The following is a 2,831-nucleotide window of genomic DNA, read 5'->3' as shown; positions in this document are numbered from 1 at the left end:
AGGTGCTCGGGGCCGAACGCCTGGGGCAGGATCTGCTCCATCGGCAGCACTCCGAGCGGGGTCATGAGCAGGGTCTGCGGGGTGCCGTTCTCCCAGAGCAGCTGGCGGCAGCGGCCGCACGGCATCAGGGCCTGGCCGGCACCGTCGACGCAGTAGACCGCGGTCAGCAGGCCGCCCCCGGTGGCGTGCAGCTGCGACACCATGCCGCACTCGGCGCACAGGGTCACCCCGTAGCCGGCGTTCTCGACGTTGCACCCGGAGACCATCCGGCCGTCCTCGACGAAACCGGCGACACCGACGCGGTACTCGCTGTACGGCGCATACGCCAGGGTCGTCATCCGCACGGCCTCGGCGTGCAGGGCGTCCCAGTCGACGTCGGCGGTGCTCATTCGGTCTCCATCGGGTCGAGGGCGCGACGGGTCGCGTCGGTGTGCCAGACGATCGCCACCGATGCGAGGAGGCGGGCACCGAGGGCGATGGCGTCCTCGTCGACGACGAGGTCACCCTGGTGCAGGTCGAACGTGGGGCCTCCGTGGGTGCGGGTTCCCAGACGGGCCATCGCGCCGGGAGCCTGCGCGAGGTACCAGGAGAAGTCCTCACCGCCGAGCGACTGGGTCGTGGAGACGGGGACCATGCCGCCGGCGAGGGCAGCGAGGCGGAACGACTGGATGCCGTCGCTGGTGTTGACGACGGGCGGCACACCCTTGACCCGCTCCACCTTGGCCTGCACCCCGTACGGGGCGACGACGCCGTGGACGATCTCCTCGAGCAGCGGGCCGACGGTGAGCCAGGCGTGGGCATCGAGCATGCGCAGCGTGCCGGTGCACTCACCCGTCGACGGGATGACGTTGGGGGCGCGACCGGCGGCGATGGTGCCCCACACCAGAGCGGCTCCGGCGCGGGGGTCCAGCCGGCGCGAGAGCGCTGCAGGCACGTCGGTGACGACCTTGGCCAAGGCGTAGGTGAGGTCCTCGGTCAGCTGCGGGCGGGAGGTGTGCCCGCCGCGGCCGTGCAGGGAGACCGCCACCTGGTCGCAGGCCGCGGTGATCGGCCCCTCACGCAGGCCCACCTGCCCCACGTCGAGGCTGGGGTCGCAGTGCACCGCGAAGACCGCGTCGACCCCGTCGAGCGCTCCGGCGAGGATGGCGTCGTGGGCCCCGCCGGGGATCATCTCCTCGGCCGCCTGGAAGATGCCGCGAACCGCGACACCGCGCTCGGTCAGCGCCGGCTCGCAGGAGGCCAGCGCCAGCATCGCCCCGATGAGCGCCGTGACGTGCACGTCGTGCCCGCAGGCGTGGCACACCCCAGGAGTGGTGGAGGCGAAGTCGAGGCCGGTGCGCTCGCGAACCGGCAAGGCGTCCATGTCCGCGCGCAGCGCGATCCGGTGCACGGCATCCTCGGGCCCGACGTCGGCGAGCAGGCCGGTTCCGGGCAGCAGGCGAACGCGCACCCCGGCGGCGGCGAGGTGGTCGGCCACGGACTGCGTCGTGCGCGTCTCCTCGCGCGACAACTCGGGGTGGGCGTGCAGGTCACGCCGGATGTCGATGAGTGCGGGTGCGAGTGCGGAGATGCGCTCGCCGAGCGCGGCGAGGAGAGCATCGTCGTTCATAGGAAGCCGAGTGTATCCACGTCTGACGCGGGCGGGCGTAGCGTAGGGGCCATGGCGACGTCAGACGTCGATGTCATCCGCACGACCGGCCTGCAAAAGGCGTTCGGCCGCACGCAGGCCTTGGACGGGCTCGACCTCACCGTCGCCCACGGCGAGGTGCACGGCTTCCTCGGACCGAACGGGTCGGGCAAGTCAACGGCGATCCGGGTCCTGCTCGGGCTGCTGCGCGGCGACGGCGGCACGGCCTCCGTCCTCGGTCGCGATCCCTGGCGCGACGCGACCGAGTTGCACCGCTCCATCGCCTACGTGCCGGGCGACGTCGTCCTGTGGCCGACCCTCAGTGGCGGCGAGGTCATCGACCTGCTCGGGAGGCTGCGCGGCGGCATCGACGACGACCGTCGCCGCCGCCTCGTGGCACGCTTCGAGCTCGACGAGACGAAGAAGGGGCGCGCCTACTCCAAGGGCAACCGGCAGAAGGTGGCGCTCGTCGCGGCGCTGGCCAGCGATGCACCGCTGCTCATCCTCGACGAGCCGACGTCGGGGCTGGACCCGCTCATGGAGGAGGTCTTCCAGGCCGAGCTCGCCGAGCTCCGGGCGCAGGGCCGCACCGTGCTGTTGTCGAGCCACATCCTCAGCGAGGTCGAACGGGCCTGCGACCGGGTCAGCATCGTGCGCTCGGGCCGGATCGTCGACAGCGGCAGCCTCGCCGACCTGCGTCACCTGACCCGCACCCGGGTGCACGCCGTGCTGCGCGACGCGGTGGCGCCGGCAGACGTCGCGGGGTGGGCCGGCATCCACGACATCGACCTCGTGAGCAGCACCGCCAGCGGCGGTTCCGGCGGCGGCGATGCCGGTAGCGAGCTGAGCTGCTCGGTGGACTCCGCCCACCTCGGTGACCTCGTGGAGCACCTCGGCCGCCGCGGGGTGCTGGCCCTGACCTGCCAGCCGCCGACGCTCGAGGAGCTCTTCCTCGCGCGCTATCGAGAACCGTCACCATGACCACCCGGCTGGCTGGCGCGCCCGAGCTGTTCCGGCTCGCGTGGCGGCGCGACCGCATCCTCGTGCCTGCCAGCGTGCTCGGGCTGGTCGCCCTCTCGGTCGGCTCGGCGCAGGCGACGCTCGCGCTCTACCCCGACGACGAGGCAGCGGCGACGGGTCTTGCCGGCGTCCTCACGAATCCTTCGGTGATCGCGATGTACGGACCGCTGGCGTCGCAGACCGC

At 72.6% G+C, this 2,831-nt stretch carries 3 protein-coding genes and 1 pseudogene; 2 read left to right on the top strand and 2 right to left on the bottom strand.

The genetic code is table 11. The features are described 5' to 3' along the window. Together PLL68_RS13555 and PLL68_RS13550 are read right to left on the bottom strand one after the other, a co-directional pair. Positions 1-389, bottom strand: a 389-nt coding sequence (locus tag PLL68_RS13555) for a cytidine deaminase (protein WP_324534950.1), incomplete at its 3' end; no start/stop codon positions are given. Further along, entirely contained in the window at positions 386-1,609 is a 1,224-nt protein-coding gene (locus tag PLL68_RS13550) for an amidohydrolase (protein WP_324534948.1), read from the bottom strand. The genes PLL68_RS13550 and PLL68_RS13555, both read right to left, overlap by 4 nt. Positions 1,610-1,660: 51 nt before the next feature. Between PLL68_RS13550 and PLL68_RS13545 the strand changes: the two genes are divergently transcribed. Further along, positions 1,661-2,608 (top strand): ABC transporter ATP-binding protein, encoded by a 948-nt coding sequence (locus tag PLL68_RS13545; protein WP_324534947.1) that lies wholly within the window; start codon positions 1,661-1,663, stop codon positions 2,606-2,608. Beyond that, positions 2,605-2,831, top strand: a pseudogene (locus tag PLL68_RS13540) (ABC transporter permease); the annotation flags it as partial. The gene PLL68_RS13545 and the pseudogene PLL68_RS13540, both read left to right, overlap by 4 nt.

Origin of the sequence: Ornithinibacter sp., from assembly GCF_035443565.1 — a bacterium.
GTDB lineage: Bacteria > Actinomycetota > Actinomycetes > Actinomycetales > Dermatophilaceae > Fodinibacter.
The sequence above is the reverse complement of the archived record's forward strand: the minus strand, read 5'-3'. Positions and strand labels throughout refer to the sequence as shown.

Coding starts and splice junctions, on each gene's coding strand:
- PLL68_RS13550 (WP_324534948.1), bottom strand. CDS start 1,609: ATGAACGACGATGCTCTCCTCGCCGCGCTCGGCGAGCGCATCTCCGCA.
- PLL68_RS13545 (WP_324534947.1), top strand. CDS start 1,661: ATGGCGACGTCAGACGTCGATGTCATCCGCACGACCGGCCTGCAAAAG.